Below are 14726 nucleotides of genomic sequence, written 5' to 3'. Positions count from 1 at the left end.
ATAGAGATTGAGTCTGACGGTAAAAGATTGATGACCAAGCCTGCGATCCCACCATTTGTCTATCGACTGGGACAGTTGAGCTTAGATGGGTTGGTCGCCTGGTTCGCCTGTAGTGCTGCCTTCTGGTTGCGATTTGAAGGCGTAACCCCCCCCACCCATGACATCTTGGCATTGCTCTTACCCCTAATTGCTGTACCAGGGCGTTTGTTGCTACAAAGTCGTCTGGGTCTGTACCAACAGGTCTGGCGTTTGTTTGATTTTAAAGATGCGATTTCCCTGCTCCAGGCGGTTAGCCTGTACTCCCTGGCACAGCTCGTGGTGACACGGGGGGTGTTACCTGCTGTTTCTACCACCCTGGGCATTCCCCTGAGCGTGGCTGTGATTGACTGGAGTCTCTGTTTTTTAGGGATGGTGACCCTGCGCTATGTCCGTCGCGGGTCGTCTCGCCGACAACAACTGGAACAGCTATCGAGCGCCTCAGGAGGAGAACGCCATCGGGTGCTCTTAGTCGGAGCGGGTCTCGCAGGGGCTCAAATTGTGAAAGAAGTGCAGCAGAACCCCCAACTTCATCTGGAAGTGGTGGGATTTGTTGACGATGATGCCACCAAGGTGGGTCGCAAAGTCGAAGGGAAGCCCGTGTTGGGACAAACCCAGCAGCTGGTTGCGATCGCCCAGCGCCTGAAGGTCGAGCAAGTGTTGATTTCTATGCCCTCCGCCAGTGCCGACAAAATTCGCAAAATTGTCAATCTCTCCCGAGGTACTGGGCTAAAACTGAAGGTCTTGCCGGGACAAGCAGAAATTCTGGGGAGTCAACGGCTGATTCCCCAGGCTCGAGAAATCAAAATCCAAGATATTCTAGGACGTCCGGAAATTCAGTTAGATCCGGCGCTTGCCTTTACCCCTCACTTCCCCTCCGCCAAGGCTCAAGTCTATCAACGCACAATTCTAGTCACCGGAGCCGGGGGCAGCATTGGCTCCGAGATCTGTCGCCAATTGGTTCGCCTCGATCCTAAACAGTTGTTGTTGTTGGGGCGAGGGGAGAATAGTATTTTCAATATCCAGCAGGAGTTGGGGCGAGACTTCCCGACGGTGATGACCACGCCCATCATTGCCGATATTCGCCACAGCCAGCGAATGCAAGACATCTTCAAAGTCTGGCAGCCTGATATTGTTTTTCATGCTGCGGCTCACAAGCACGTGCCCCTGATGCAGCGCAACCCCACGGAGGCAATTGAGAATAATAGTTTGGCATCCGCCCATCTCGCCCAATTAGCGGCAGCCTGCGGCGTCCAAACCTTTGTGATGATTTCCACGGATAAAGCCATTGACCCCACCAGTTTTATGGGTTTGAGTAAGCGCTTGGCAGAACTGATGGTGAAAGCGTATGCTACCAAAAGTCAAACTCGCTACTTAATTGTGCGGTTTGGCAATGTTCTTGGCAGTCGCGGCAGTGTTGTCCCGATCTTTGAGCAGCAAATTGCCAGGGGGGGGCCTGTGACCGTGACGGATCGAGGGATGACCCGCTACTTTATGACCACACCAGAAGCCTCGCAACTCGTGATTCAAAGTCTGGCGGTGGGGCAGTCTGGACAGACCTTGATTTTAGATATGGGAGAGCCTGTGAACATCTATGAACTGGCCCATCAGATGATTCAACTAGCAGGATTTACCCCCGATTTGGATATTCCCATCCAGGTCACGGGAATGCGCCCCGGTGAGAAACTCCATGAGTCTTTAGTGGGGGCAACCGAGAAAATTGTCGCCACCGCCCATCCCAAAATTGTGGCTGTTGCGGGTCAACTCTCCTCGGAAGCAGTGCTTTCAGAGGTCACCCAGACCCTCTCGGAGGCGATCGCCCGGGGACTCTCGACTGATAAACTGTGGGCACTGGCACAACATTGCACGGCCAGCCTTGAATCTACGTGCCGTGGGAGTGAGTGACCGTGAGCACCACGCTTCAAACCTTTTGCCTGACTATTCCCATACCCTTTACCGCCCTCCGAGACCAAACCTGGCTTACTCATCGGAGCCATCCATCCAGGAACTGATGAGACCCCATCTTCAATCTCTTAGCCTTTGTTTACCTTGCCCCCTGCCTTCCGTTCACTATGATACTTTCGCTGAAATCCGAGAAAAATTGGGCACAAGCACAGCGCTATTGGGAGTTACTCCAGGTTTTGATCGCGCGGCAACTGAAAGTTCGCTATCGAGGCTCTTTGCTGGGGGTGTATTGGTCATTGCTCAATCCCCTGTTGATGACGGGACTTTATACCGCCATTTTTGGGGCTGCCTTCAAGTCTTACTATGGTGACTCGGTTCTCAACTATGTCCTTGCCGTCTTTACGGGCTTGGTGGTGATCAAGTTTTTTCTCGGCTTCCACAACCCAAGCCCTGCCAAGCATTGTCGGCAATGGGGGGCTCTTGAACAAGATCAGTATCCCGATCAGCATTTTTCCTGTCTCGATGGTGGGGGCTAACATCTTTCAATTTGTGGTGGGGGTGCTGCCCCTGTTAGCGGTGGTGGCGCTGATCAAGTCAGGGAGCATTTTGAATGTCTTAGCCCTGTCGCTGCCACTGCTAGCCTTGATCTTTGTTTCCATGGGTGTGAGTTTCTTTGTCAGCGCCCTCTACGTATTTTTTCGAGATTTGCCCTACTTCTATGAATTAATTCTCCTTGTGATCTTGATGAGCAGTGCCGTTTTCTATCCGGCAAATATTGTGCAGGGCAATGTGAAAAAGTTATTAGGACTGAATCCATTGGCTTCCATTATTGAGAGCTTGCGTCAGATTGCTGTGGTGGGAACTGCCCCTGATCTGATTTTGATCGGAAAGGCATTATTGAGCAGTCTCTTGATTTTGGGGTTGGGATGGCTTTGCTTCAGTCGGTCGCGATCGCAGTTTATGGATTTGCTTTAGATGGAAGTGATTCGGCTCAATCAGGTTTCTTTGTGGCGACGAACCCAAGAGGAGTACACCTATGACCTAAAAAAACCGTGCTGTCGTTTTTGGAGGGCAAGTACCGGAAACCAGCAAGAAAATTAATCTTGGATCGGGTCGAGTTGACGGTCAAGACCGGCGAGAAAATCGGCATCGTCGGCTCTAATGGTTCCGGGAAGTCTACCCTCCTCAAGATCATCTGTGGCATTCTCCGGCCGACCACAGGTAATGTTCAGGTATTGGGTAAAATCGCCCCCCTGATTGAGCTGGGGGCTGGCTTTGATCCAGAGATGTCGGTGAACAACAACATTATTTTTAATGGCGTGCTGCTGGGGTTCTCCCGGTCTGAAATGCTCCGGCGATCGCGGTCAATTTTAGAATTTTCTGAACTAGAAGACTATGCTCTCGTACCAGTGAAAGCACTTTCTTCGGGGATGGTGGCGCGGCTCGGGTTTGCGATCGCCACAGATGTACAGCCGGACATTCTAATTTTGGATGAAGTCCTTTCCGTTGGCGATGAAAGCTTTAAAAGTAAGTGTAAACAGCGGATTGAGAAATTTTGGGAAGCCCATGCGACGGTCTTGGTGGTTTCCCACGATCTCGACTTTATCCGCCAGTCCTGTGAACGTGTAGTCTGGTTAAATAAGGGACAAATTGAGTTTATCGGTAGCCCCGATCAAGCGCTGGATCACTATCTACACTCCGTTCGCTACTACAACTAGAACTCCGTTATTCTTGAGTTGATGGATAAAGGGTCTTAAAGAACGATGGATCAAATTAAGCTGGAAATGCAGTCAAAGTAATTGGTGGCACAACCCAAGTACCCATCGGTTCAAATGTCCCTTGCGTCAGCCCCGAGAATGATCTAAGCTGCCTGACCAGCACGATATCTCAAGCCTTTCCTGGCTACGACTCAGATTAGGAGGATCTTCAGACAATGGCACGTACTGCCTCAATGATGTTAGAGCTGGGCACCCCGGCTCCAGATTTTCAGTTACCCGATGTTGTTTCCGGGCAAACTATTTCCCTGACTACCTTCGCAGGCAAACAAGCACTCTTGGTGATGTTTATTTGTGAGCACTGCCCCTTCGTCAAGCATGTGGAGCAAGAGTTAGCGCGCATCGGTCAGGATTATCAGCATCAACCCCTGGGAATTGTAGCCATTAGCTCCAACAGTATTGAGACCCATCCCCAAGATAGCCCGGAATACCTGAAGGCAATGGCTGAGCGGCTGGGGTTCACCTTCCCCTATTGCTTCGATGAGGATCAGTCAACCGCCAAGGCTTACAGTGCCGCCTGTACCCCTGATTACTTTTTGTTTGATAGTAAGTTCCAGTTGGTCTATCGGGGGCAATTAGATGATAGCCGTCCGGGCAACAATCTGCCAGTGGATGGTCGAGATCTACGAACGGCCATTGATGCAGTTCTCGCCCACCAGCCCCTGCCCTTAGAGCAACGCCCTAGTATTGGCTGCAATATTAAATGGCGACCCGGCCATGAACCCGATTACTACGGTGTCTCTGCTGTTCCCAAAAACTAAGACTTTGTCAGCCACTCGTTGATGGCTCAAGGGCTTGAATTGAAGTGATTTTTTGAGGGTTTTTAACCCATCAAAAAATCTTCACGGGTCACGCATCAATGAAGAGATGATATCGCCGCAGCTGGGTGGAAATCATCTGGGGTAAGGCTTTGTGTAAGTCTGCCTGGGTCTGAAAGCTGAAGCGGTTCGGGCTAGGCAAATCAAAGGGAAATTGCCCTGGCATTTCTGCCCGCTCTTGGTGTAGTAATAAAATTTGTTCCGGTCGTTTACTTTCCAAGGCATAGCCGACCTCCACACAAACCTTGGGACTGGGAATCAGTTGGGGAGGTGTTCCTGGAATCTGGGCGATCGCGGTGACATCAGCAACCAGCAGCAGGCTCAGACGCATTTTGCGGATCAGGGTACTGTTAAGTCGCAGGGGGCCTTCCGTCAGGCGATGGGACTCTTCCAAGAGAATGGGCAGGCGTGCCCGATGGTTCAGTGTGGCAATCGTCTGCTTCAGTTCGTCTCGCAATAAATCACTGGAGACAGGGTATTCCGTCTGGTAACAGAAGAAAATCGTTGGTTCTAAATGAGCCAGAACCTCTTGTTTGATGAAATAAATTTCGTGGCTGCTGAGGTCAATATTGGCAATGGCATAGCCACCACTGCCTTCAATATAAAACTCAACCCTCTCGCCTTGGAGATAGCGCTGGAACCAAGCTGAGTGCTTGACCGTTTCACTGTCATCAAGGAAGTCTGCCCTCAGGGCTGACTTTAAGAGGCTATTTTTGTTGAGCCGCAGGTCATGGGGACGCTTTTCTAAGTCTCGGAGCGGTTCATACTCTTGAAGATACCAGGCCTTAAGGGCAATGATTGCCATGATGAATGCTATCTGAATGAGAAGGAAGGGATGCAGAGAACTCTCTAGAAGTTCTAGCCGCAAACTGTGGTCTAAACAGTGTTGCCCATCACTTTACCGAAGATCTAGAGGCAGTTCTGATTTACAGATGCCTTCCAACCCACTGGGTGACTCTGGTGATTTAAGCCCCGATTACAATCCATCCTGGGCAGACTTTCAGAGACTGAAGAGATCAGCTTTGGTTTTATTTATAGCCTTAGTTTCGATTGACTGAGAAATTCAGCATTTAAATCTACGGAATTGAACATAATAAAATTTCATTTAAAAACAACAACACCCAAGACTAGTCCACCGAGTAAACTCCTCATCTTATGTCTTAACTACAGAGTTGCACTAATTGCAAGAGTCTCTTGAACAACTAGTTGCCTATCTCCCTATGTTTCAGATTGAGGAAGTATCAGCTTGCCGTTTGGGTGATGCTGTTGGTTAACGAGACAGATCGGAGAAATAACAGCTTTTTTACCTCATTGATTTGATGTGAACTTGGCTGTTGAATCTGCCAGGGAAGCCTGTCTGCTTCACCTCTAAATATAATCTGTTCTGGGCTGGGATCAAAGCTGTGCAACTAAAGTTTACCTTCCCTGGGGAGATGATTCTAGCAGCGGAGAAAGCTAGGAATCCGGTGGGATCTTGATCAAGAGCATGGCTAATCTCCACAACACTGAATTGCACTGAAGTCACTGGCGGTAACACTCAAAACCCAAGGGATTTGGACTTTGATTTCTGAGGTGTCTGTGTTTGTGGCATCACTACTCTGTGTGCCATCCTCGAAGAGGGTTCTAGCTCGCAGCGGCTCTGCCAATGCATTCCGGTGTTGCTGATTAGCGGTATGAATCTACTCTTTCTGGCAATCCCAAAATTTACCTGTACCTGGCTTGTGGCATTGTTAAGCTCTTCGATGCATACTTGGATGAAGCAACGCCTGCATCCCGGCCTATTCAGGAATTCCCAGCAATTCGCGATCGCCATTGATGACACCGCCAATTTCCCAGGCATTCATTTCCCGGTCAGTAAACCAGCGAAGGGTTGCTTTTACCTGGGAGGGAGGCACAACCAGGGCATAGCCAATTCCCATATTAAAGGTGTTGAACATATCGGAAAGATTGACATCTCCTGCCTGGGCAAGCCAGGTAAAGATCGGGGGAATTTCCCAGGTGCTAATGTCTATTTTGATACTTTGATTCATTCCCAAGCAACGGGGTAAATTTTCCGGCAGTCCCCCCCGGTGATATGAGCCATGCCATGAACCATCAGACCCGCCTGCCGCGCTGCTAAAACTGGCTTGACATAGATTTGGGTCGGTGTAAGTAATACTGCTCCTAAGGTTTCTCCAGCTAGGAGATTGGGGCGATCGCTCCACTGCCAACCACGATCTCGGACAATTTTCCGCACCAGACTAAAACCATTACTATGAACCCCTTGACTGCCTAAGCCAATGACGCGATCGCCCACCTGAACCTGGGAACCATCCAACATCTGCCCTTTTTCCACAATCCCAACGCAGAAGCCAGCTAAGTCATACTCCTGGGGTTGATAAAAATCTGGCATTTCAGCTGTTTCGCCGCCCAGCAGAGCGCAGCCTGCTGTCTGGCATCCTTGGGAAATGCCCGTGATCACCTGGGTCAACTGGGCAGGGTTGAGTTGACTGGTTGCCAAATAATCGAGGAAAAACAAGGGTTCCGCCCCGCAGGTGAGGACATCGTTCACACACATGGCGACCAGATCAATGCCAACAGTATGGTGACAGTCCAGCTCTTGAGCGAGCTTCAGTTTCGTGCCAACGCCATCCGCTCCTGACACCAGGACTGGCTCTCGATAACCCGTGGGCAGTTGAAAACAGCCACTGAATCCACCCAGTTGCCCCAAGACTTCCGGACGGTAAGTTTGTTCTACTAGCTTGCGGATCTGGCCTACAAATGCGCGACCCGCCACCACATCGACCCCTGCCTCACGATAATCCATGATTTACATCGCCAACACTCTATGCAGGGTGTATTTTACTCATCAATTCCCAGCAATGCCGAATTTCCTTAAAAAGCACCATCTTTACCCAAGCTTCATCATCGAGCATCCCCCAATAGGAGCATTTGAGGGGCAAAAACATCGACAAATTGTAAAGTTTTGTAAATATTTCGATATATTAATATATTACTTTAGGGTACTGAGACGGCGGAAAGTCAGTCAGGAACAGTTTTTCCTGTAGACCTCTGAGTCTCGAGCTAAGGCTTAATTGTGGGTCAGGCAGGTACTACCCTGATCCCGAAGCTAGGAAGTTCGTGATAGTCTGTTGCAGTTACTCACCAAAAGTGAACACGGAACGAGTATGAGTTTTTCGGTGGCAGGGGGTTCCCCTCATCAGTGCCGATTTGAGGCTTGCGCTCGCCTCCTTAGTGACCTTCACCTATGGACGTATGAATCAAAAACATTGGAATGGCCTTAAACTCGCAATACTTGTTGCTGCCCTGGGGACAGCTTATGCCTCCCAGGTGAAGCAGAGTGTAGCAGTAGCTCAAGGTCAAGATACTATCCCGTCTTCAGGGGCTGTACCGTTTGCCATCAAACCACTTTCCCAACTGTCACAAGTTCCCACCTCTATTCCTTTGAACCCCGCGCAACTGCAGCGCAGTGATGTTGTAAAAGTAGGCGAACGTCAAGCTCCTTCCACGCCTCAAGTCAGTGGAGAAATCATCGCCAAAATCCAACCCCATGAATGGTCTGGACGCAAGGCTGCAACCCTGTATGTCCGGAATCTCCCTATCCTAACTTTCTTAGGTTCTGGTCGCCGTTCCTCCCAGACGATCAAAATGGGTACGCCTGGAAATGCAGTCTCGCCGCTGAATGCCAACGTTAAATCTGCAGTCATTTCCACAGCGGTCACTGGCATCACCGCTATTTCCAGCGCCACTTCCCCCGATTCCAGCCTCACCACCTCCGCAATCACCGATCCAGTTTGGCGGGCAACGGCGGTGGCGGCGCAACTGAATCAACTATCACGAGACAAGATCGATCCCACTACCATCAAAGTCCAGTGGAAAGCAGAACCAGATGCCACCGGGGTGCGGCGCGATCGCTACACCATCGAAGCTGGTGGTCGATTGCTCGTCACCCTTGACAGTTCCACCCTGGTTCCCGGAAAGCAAAAGAACTCGGAAGCTACGGCACTACAGGTTGCCAACCGCCTGCGTCGCCTCCTCGGCAATGCCCCTCCCCTGCGGGAGGTTGCTGGCAAGCCGCGGTCGCAGGTGCAACAGATTGCTTTTGGGCCTGTCCGCTTCCAGTTGAGTGGCATGGCTTCCTGGTATGGGCCTGGTTTTCATGGCAGTCCCAGTGCCAGTGGTGAACCCTTCAATCAATACGATTTAACTGCGGCTCACCGTTCCCTGCCCTTTGGGACGCGGGTGCGAGTCTTCAATGTCGATAATGGTCGCTCGGTGGTGGTACGGATCAACGATCGTGGCCCCTTTTCCCATGGTCGGATTATCGATTTATCGACAGCGGCAGCGCAAACCATTGGTTTGGTCAGTAGCGGCGTGGCTCCGGTACGCTTGGAGGTACTGGGGCAGTAGTTAACCCACTGCTAGACTAGGGCTAGCAAAAAGTTGACCTAGCCAAACCCATGCGCAGCTTCTCGACGGTTGCAGGATTACGCTGCTATCTCGATCAGATTCTCAATGGATCTAAATGGCTGCACCCAGCGCTCGCTTGTGCAGCCAAGCCCAGTGTTGGCTTTGTCCCTACCATGGGGGCGCTCCATGAGGGACATACCAGCTTGATCCAACAGGCACGGCGTGACAATGATCTGGTTGTGGTCAGCATTTTTGTGAATCCACTGCAATTTGCCCCTACAGAGGACTGGCAGCAGTATCCCCGCTCCCTAGCGCAAGATCGGCAATTGTGTGAGCAGGCATCGATAGATGTGCTCTTTACCCCAACGTCAACGGCATTACAGCTACAAGGGGCTGAACTCGAGAAGCCGTGGCAATTAACCCAGGTGCTCCCCCCTCCTAGTTTGACCGCTGGCCTCTGTGGACGCTCTCGACCGGGGCATTTTCAGGGAGTTGCCACCATTGTGTCGATGCTGTTCCATTTGGTGCAACCCGACCGAGCATATTTTGGGCAGAAAGATGCGCAACAGTTAGCGATCATCCGCCAGTTGGTGTTGGATCTGCATTTTCCCGTTGAGATTATCGCCTGTCCAACGGTTCGGGAATCCAGTGGTTTAGCGGTGAGTTCGCGAAATCAGTATTTATCAGCACCACAACGCCAAGAAGCGGCGGTGATCTTCGCAGGGTTACAACGAGCTGAGCAATTATTCCGGTCGGGGGAGCGATCGCCCCCGGTGCTGATTGCGGCAGTGAACCAGACCTTAGCAACCGCGCCAACGGTACAGCTTGATTATATTGAGTTGGTCGATCCCGAAAGCCTCAAGCCTTTAACCACTTTAGATGACCAAGGACTCTTGGCGATCGCGGCTTATCTCGGTTCCACCCGCCTGATCGACAATCTGCTGCTGCGCAATCGCCGCCCCATTGTCGCCATTGATGGGCCCGCAGGGGCTGGGAAATCCACCGTGGCTCGCCGGGTTGCCCAAGTCTTGGGGCTTCTCTATCTCGATACGGGGGCAATGTATCGGGCAATTACCTGGTTCGTCTTACAAAACCAGATCGAGATCACCGATCAACCCGCGATCGCTGAATTGGTCAGCCAATGCCAGATCGAGATCGGCACCGAGAACGATACTCTCCGAGTGTGGGTACAGGGAGAGGATGTCACCGAGGAAATTCGAAGTTTAGCCGTCACTGCCAAAGTGTCTGCGATCGCTGCCCAACCCGCTGTGCGTCGTGCCTTGGTGAACCAACAACGCCGTTTTGGTCGCCAGGGAGGTATTGTCATGGAAGGCCGAGATATTGGCACTCATGTGTTTCCCGATGCCGAGGTCAAGATTTTCCTCACCGCTTCCATCCAAGAACGAGCCCGCCGCCGACAACTGGAATTGCAGCAGCAGGGCAAAGAGGAGATCAGCCTTGCACAGCTAGAGCAGGCGATTCTGTCACGAGACCAGCAGGATAGTGAACGCAATTTATCACCCTTACGCCAAGCAGGGGACGCAATTGCAATACCAACAGATGGCTTGACCATTGACCAAGTAGTTGACCAAATTGTCCAGCTTTATCAGGGGGCTAGAATGGGCCAGACATCTGAGAAGCTAAGCAGTCGCGAACCGACATAAGTCGAGGTTCCCATGAGAGCGTGTCAATTCTGGTGGCGCACCCTAGTGCAAGAAAGTCGGAATCACCCACCACAGTTTATTGAACTGGTAATGGGGGTTTTGGCATTAGGCTGGTTTATGATCTGGGGTTGCGCTCTGATCTGGCAATTCTCCGTCAGCTGGCCTTACTTGATCCTATGTATGAGCTATACCACCGGAACCATGGCTTCCATTTTGGTGCGGCAGCTAGTGGTACCGTCCTCCCATCCCCAAGTCACTCAGTCAACCATGGCGGTGTTGCTCCTGATTAACCTGCTGCTGACCTGTTGCATCACCCTGGGAACCACTTGATTAGTCAACCGGATGCATCAAATAGCGTTCTTCTAAACAGACGAGACCAGCTCCCAGGGTCTCGGCTAGAATACTGAGCAGCCGATACAGGGCAACCGTGGTCAGGACAATTCCAGGTGAAAAGGATTTATCTAACAGGGCGATCGCGGCAGCTTCAAACACCCCAATGCCCCCAGGTGCTCCGGGCAGCACTAAGCCCAGGAACCAAGCAAGGCTAAAGGTGGTGAGCACCAAAATGACTTGACTGGGCTGAATGACACTAAATGCCAGCAACGTACAGAAGAATCCCGCGCCGCGCAGGGAGAGAAATACCAGTTCTCCCATCAGGGGTTTGAGGGGATAGCAGCGGATATAAGAGGTGGAAGCATCAGCGGGGAATCCATGGGTTGCCTTGGCTTTGAGGCGGCTCCAAAACCGCATCAGCGGATTCAGCACCCTGGGATGAATCACAACCAGGCCAGACACCAACCCGACCACGCCTACAATGGACAGGCCATGCAACACCCCCTGCATTTTTGTCCAAGATTGTTGACTCCCGACCAAAATGAGCAGTAGGGCTGCCGCTGCCATCAGTAAGGGTTCTAGCAACACACTTAACGCAGCTGTACTCAGGGAAATCCCAATGGTTTTGGCGGCGGCAATGCGTCCATAGTAGTGCCAGACATTCCCCGGTAAGTACTTAGCAATATTGGTCTTGAGATACACACGAATCGCCCAAGGGGTGCGAACTGACTGATAGAGGTCCCGAAGAATCCAGCCCCAGACACACCCCGCCCAAGTGTGGGCAGCGAGCGTCACCACCAAGGCAGCGATCAGAAAGATCCAGCCCCCCGGATCGAGACGGGTAGCGGCAACCTCTTGCCAATTGTCTTTCAAGACTTTGGCGACAAAAAAAAGGGTTCCTCCCAGAATTGCCCAGCGGAGATAGGGCTTGAGAGATATCCAAAGTTGTTTCATGCCGGGAGGAGGAGCCTGGGAAAGTTCAAGGGTGCAGCCTGCAAGTATTCAGCGTTATACGGATGGATATGATCATAGGCTGCTCCAAATCATACAACTGCACGTTGACAGCCAACTCTGGGAAATGATTGATGGGAGAATAGAAAGGTTGCATCTCTCCTCAAGACAGTACCGGATGGGATGGCCGCAGCACCGCCACGGAAGGAGTGAAGGAAATGCTGAAAAAGCTTGCAGCCATGTTGCTGGTCATGTTGAGTCTGAGTCTGAGTCCCTGTCCAGCTGCCTTAGCCGTGGGTGGTCTCCAACCCTACGTAGACAGTTCCGATGGTTACGCCTTCCTCTATCCAGTCGGTTGGGCACCTGTCAAGGTAACCAGCGGCCCCGATATTGTTTTTCACGACTTGATCGAGCAGAGCGAAAATGTCAGTGTGGTAATTAATCCGATTCCGGCTGGCAAAACTCTTGAGGACTTGGGCACTCCGGGTGAAGTCGGCTATCGCCTCTCAAAAGCTGCGATCGCCCCTCCTGGATCGGGACGACAAGCCGAGCTGGTAAATGCCGAAGCCCGCCAGATAGATGCTAAAACCTATTATTTGCTAGAGTACGCCGTCACCCTCTCTAACAAGCAGCAGCGACACAACCTTGCCAGTGCCGTCGTTAGCCGGGGGAAGCTCTATACGTTTAATGCTTCAACCACGGAGAAGCGCTGGTCTAAGATTCATTCCTTACTAGAACAGGCTGTGAAGTCCTTCCAAGTTAATTATTAATGGGTACTTTTGTTTTAGCCTCTGCCTCACCCGCACGCTACCGATTATTACAAAGTGCTGGCATCACACCGCTTGTCTTTCCCAGCCAGGTGGATGAATCCCAGGTACAACTCAGTGATCCCCTGGCACTGGTGCAAGCCTTAGCCCGCTTGAAAGCAGAAGCCGTTGCTGCGCAACTGCCGGAGGAGGGTGCCTTTCCCCAGCTGATTTTAGGCTGCGATTCAGTGCTGGCCCTCAACGGCACCATTCACGGTAAACCAAGGGATCCCGACGATGCATTCCAACGCTGGCAACAAATGCGAGGTCAGGTGGGGGATTTATGGACCGGCCATGCCTTAGTGGATGGATTGGCAGCAGATCGTCGCCTCTTGGTGAAAGCCCAGGTAACGCGGGTCTATTTTGCCCAAATCAGCGATCGCGAAATTGCAGATTATATCGCCACGGGCGAACCACTGAATTGTGCAGGCTGCTTTGCCCTAGAGGGTCGTGGGGGTCTGTTTATAGACAAACTAGAGGGTTGTCACAGCAATGTCATTGGTCTGAGTTTACCCCTGCTCCGGCAGATGGTGCAGCAGTTAGGCCATGAAGTCTCACAGTTTTGGCAGCCCGCCTAAGGGTGTCCTTTACTCTGAGAGTACCCTTTCCCGCGCTAGCATTTGTCGGGCTTCCGCTTCAGTCCATCGCGGCATTGGCACTAACTCCGGTACCTCCTCGAAAGGCTTCAATAGCAATGGGTCCGCGAGTAATTGGTGGAGAACCTGGGCGATCGCGCGACAACAGGACTGGGGCTGCGCTGTCACTTGCTGGAGGCTAAAGCGGACAACGAGCCAGCCTTGACCGAGGAAAAATGTATTCCAGGCTTCATCGGCGCGCGATCGCAAAAAACTGCGTCGGTTGTAGCGATTCCAGGTCATAGGGTTCATCCACCTCAATGGCAATGCGCAAATTGATCGCCGGGTCAATGTAAGCTAGATCAATCGTATAGGGTCGTTGCTCTAGGGGCATTTTGAACCAGAGACCCGTGGAGATTTTGTCTGGGAAATAGTGGTGTAGACTTGGCAGCCACATCGCGATCGCGGGGGATGTAGGGGCGATCGTGGTCACCCCATCTTCGACCACCGTGCGACCAAGAATTTTTAAAAGTCGTGGGTACTGGTAGGCAGAAACCTTATCAGGGCTACAAGCTGCCGTCATCTCGGCTTGGTAGCAAAGTTCTTTCTTGCAGTATAGTTCCAGGGCTTGATAATAGCTTTCCAGTTGTTGGTGATATTCCCGAGCCCGTTGGGCGTAAGTGCGGCGTTGCTGCCAGATTTGAATTGCTAAACCCACCAATCCTAAAAGCAATACCAGAGTTCCCAAGTAACCCAAGAACTGGGTGAAGATAATTCCTAAGATCATCAGCCCCAAGGCTTCTAGAAATATCAATTTTATATTGATGAGTTGTAAGTCAACCCGAGGGCACACAGGCATCTGATCCTGAAAGGGTGGTACAGGAGGAAGCTCAGACCTTAGACGTCGGATGGCAGGAGGTATTAGCACTAGTGGAAATTGATCCATCGTGATCGTTCCAATTGCTTCCAACATCATCAGCGCCCCCTGGGAAGGGAGCGCTGATGACTTAACAGACTCAACCGTTAACCGAGGAGGAATTAACCGTGGATAGCAGGAGCCACTAGAGCAACCGGAGCCGCCTCACCCGCAGCCAAATCCAGGGGGAAGTTGTGAGCATTGCGCTCATGCATCACTTCCATACCCAAGTTCGCCCGGTTGATGATGTCAGCCCAAGTATTGATCACTCGACCCTGGGAATCAATCACAGACTGGTTGAAGTTAAATCCATTGAGGTTAAACGCCATGGTGCTAATGCCCAGAGCCGTAAACCAAATCCCGATCACAGGCCATGCACCTAAGAAGAAGTGCAGCGCCCGAGAGTTGTTGAAGGATGCGTATTGGAAGATCAACCGACCAAAGTAGCCGTGGGCAGCCACAATGTTGTAGGTTTCTTCCTCTTGACCAAACTTGTAACCATAGTTCTGAGACTCATCTTCGGTGGTTTCACGCACC

General features: G+C 51.6%; 12 protein-coding genes and 3 pseudogenes. 9 read left to right on the top strand and 6 right to left on the bottom strand.

The window, feature by feature from the left end; genetic code table 11:
- Positions 1–30: 30 nt before the first annotated feature.
- From DO97_RS16755 to DO97_RS16740, 4 genes and pseudogenes are all read left to right on the top strand, one after another.
- Positions 31–1941: a polysaccharide biosynthesis protein gene (locus DO97_RS16755; RefSeq protein ID WP_036535631.1), complete on the top strand. Its 1911-nt coding sequence runs from the start codon at positions 31–33 to the stop codon at positions 1939–1941.
- Positions 1942–2108: 167 nt separating this feature from the next.
- Positions 2109–2916: pseudogene (locus DO97_RS31410) on the top strand (ABC transporter permease).
- Positions 2917–3659: pseudogene (locus DO97_RS16745) on the top strand (ABC transporter ATP-binding protein).
- A 215-nt stretch (positions 3660–3874) separates the two neighbouring features.
- The gene (locus tag DO97_RS16740; RefSeq protein WP_036535628.1) at positions 3875–4477 is read left to right on the top strand and encodes a thioredoxin family protein; all 603 of its coding nucleotides are present in this window, start codon (positions 3875–3877) and stop codon (positions 4475–4477) included.
- 88 nt (positions 4478–4565) lie between these two features.
- On the opposite strand, the gene DO97_RS16735 is transcribed toward DO97_RS16740, so the two are convergent.
- Together DO97_RS16735 and purM are read right to left on the bottom strand one after the other, a co-directional pair.
- Positions 4566–5339, bottom strand: a complete 774-nt coding sequence (locus tag DO97_RS16735; RefSeq protein ID WP_036535625.1) for a hypothetical protein — start codon at positions 5337–5339, stop codon at positions 4566–4568.
- A gap of 973 nt (positions 5340–6312) precedes the next feature.
- A pseudogene (purM, locus tag DO97_RS16730) lies at positions 6313–7340 on the bottom strand (phosphoribosylformylglycinamidine cyclo-ligase).
- A 449-nt stretch (positions 7341–7789) separates the two neighbouring features.
- Between purM and DO97_RS16725 the strand changes: the two are divergent.
- Genes DO97_RS16725 through DO97_RS16715 form a run of 3 tightly spaced genes read left to right on the top strand, consistent with a single transcriptional unit; the run spans position 7790 to position 10938 of the window.
- Entirely contained in the window at positions 7790–8944 is a 1155-nt protein-coding gene (locus tag DO97_RS16725) for a septal ring lytic transglycosylase RlpA family protein (RefSeq protein WP_036535671.1), read from the top strand.
- Positions 8945–8994: 50 nt separating this feature from the next.
- Positions 8995–10608, top strand: coding sequence for a bifunctional pantoate--beta-alanine ligase/(d)CMP kinase (locus DO97_RS16720; RefSeq protein ID WP_052128881.1), 1614 nt, complete (start codon positions 8995–8997; stop codon positions 10606–10608).
- 12 nt (positions 10609–10620) lie between these two features.
- The gene (locus DO97_RS16715) at positions 10621–10938 is read left to right on the top strand and encodes a hypothetical protein (RefSeq protein ID WP_036535622.1); all 318 of its coding nucleotides are present in this window, start codon (positions 10621–10623) and stop codon (positions 10936–10938) included.
- On the opposite strand, the gene DO97_RS16710 is transcribed toward DO97_RS16715, so the two are convergent.
- On the bottom strand, positions 10939–11895 hold the full coding sequence (locus DO97_RS16710) for a lysylphosphatidylglycerol synthase domain-containing protein (protein WP_036535619.1): 957 nt from the start codon (positions 11893–11895) through the stop codon (positions 10939–10941).
- A 215-nt stretch (positions 11896–12110) separates the two neighbouring features.
- On the opposite strand from DO97_RS16710, the gene psbP reads away from it, so the two are divergent.
- Both psbP and DO97_RS16700 read left to right on the top strand, forming a co-directional pair.
- Positions 12111–12662, top strand: coding sequence for a photosystem II reaction center PsbP (gene psbP, locus DO97_RS16705; RefSeq protein ID WP_036535616.1), 552 nt, complete (start codon positions 12111–12113; stop codon positions 12660–12662).
- On the top strand, positions 12662–13276 hold the full coding sequence (locus DO97_RS16700; RefSeq protein WP_036535613.1) for a Maf family protein: 615 nt from the start codon (positions 12662–12664) through the stop codon (positions 13274–13276). The genes psbP and DO97_RS16700 overlap by 1 nt, the downstream gene beginning before the upstream one ends.
- Positions 13277–13285: 9 nt before the next feature.
- Here DO97_RS16700 and DO97_RS16695 read toward each other — a convergent pair whose 3' ends face one another.
- The 3 genes from DO97_RS16695 to DO97_RS16685 form a co-directional block, all read right to left on the bottom strand.
- A complete protein-coding gene (locus tag DO97_RS16695) occupies positions 13286–13576 on the bottom strand; it encodes a hypothetical protein (protein ID WP_156120632.1) in 291 nt (96 codons plus the stop codon).
- A complete protein-coding gene (locus DO97_RS16690) occupies positions 13524–14132 on the bottom strand; it encodes a hypothetical protein (RefSeq protein WP_156120631.1) in 609 nt (202 codons plus the stop codon). The genes DO97_RS16695 and DO97_RS16690 overlap by 53 nt, the downstream gene beginning before the upstream one ends.
- A 179-nt stretch (positions 14133–14311) precedes the next feature.
- Positions 14312–14726, bottom strand: a 415-nt coding sequence (locus DO97_RS16685) for a photosynthetic reaction center family protein (protein ID WP_036535606.1), incomplete at its 5' end; no start/stop codon positions are given.

The sequence above is a fragment of the Neosynechococcus sphagnicola sy1 genome (assembly GCF_000775285.1).
GTDB classification, from domain to species: domain Bacteria; phylum Cyanobacteriota; class Cyanobacteriia; order Neosynechococcales; family Neosynechococcaceae; genus Neosynechococcus; species Neosynechococcus sphagnicola.
This window is presented reverse-complemented; position numbering and strand designations above follow the sequence as displayed.